At 67.2% G+C, this 509-nt stretch carries 1 protein-coding gene; it reads right to left on the bottom strand.

Going from position 1 to position 509, the window contains the following annotated elements; all coding sequences use genetic code 11:
• The coding region (locus ABTU92_RS30560) for a hypothetical protein (RefSeq protein ID WP_408095276.1) at positions 1–509 on the bottom strand (509 nt) is incomplete at both ends.

The raw sequence follows: 509 nt of genomic DNA, 5'->3' as shown, positions 1-509 counted from the left end.
AACCCCTTGCGCAGCAGGGCTTTCTGGATCTCGGCGACGACGGCGCGATCCATGTTCACGGCGCTGCGCGAGTAGATGTCCGCCGCCGGCCGGACCGACACGGTTCCGGTGGTCTCCCCGTAGTCGATGCCCCTGATGAGGATGCCGGTGTGCCAGGTCCGGCCGTCGACCTTGTCGGCCACCACGCCGAATTTCTTGCCCTTGGCTTCGACGGTGCCGCCCTTGCCGTCGCAGAGGGCGATGTGCCCCATGGCACCGGGCGGCGGAAAGCGCAGCACGATGCCGCCGACGGTCGATGCGGCCTTCTCGACCGAGACCATGATCCCGTGACGCTCGGCATCCCGTCGCCAGGCGCCCGTGTAGGCGTCGGCTTCGGCCGGCGGCGCTCGGTTGTCGACGCACCCATAGAGAATTCCGGATTCCTGATAGACGAGCCAGGAGATGAACTCGGCGCAGTCCCACGGACCCTTCCAGTCGGCGTCGTCCTTGGGCACCTGGCGATTGACGTA

The sequence above is a fragment of the Rhodoplanes sp. SY1 genome, from assembly GCF_046000175.1.
In the GTDB taxonomy this organism is placed as follows: Bacteria; Pseudomonadota; Alphaproteobacteria; order Rhizobiales; family Xanthobacteraceae; genus Rhodoplanes.
The sequence above is the reverse complement of the archived record's forward strand: the minus strand, read 5'-3'. Positions and strand labels throughout refer to the sequence as shown.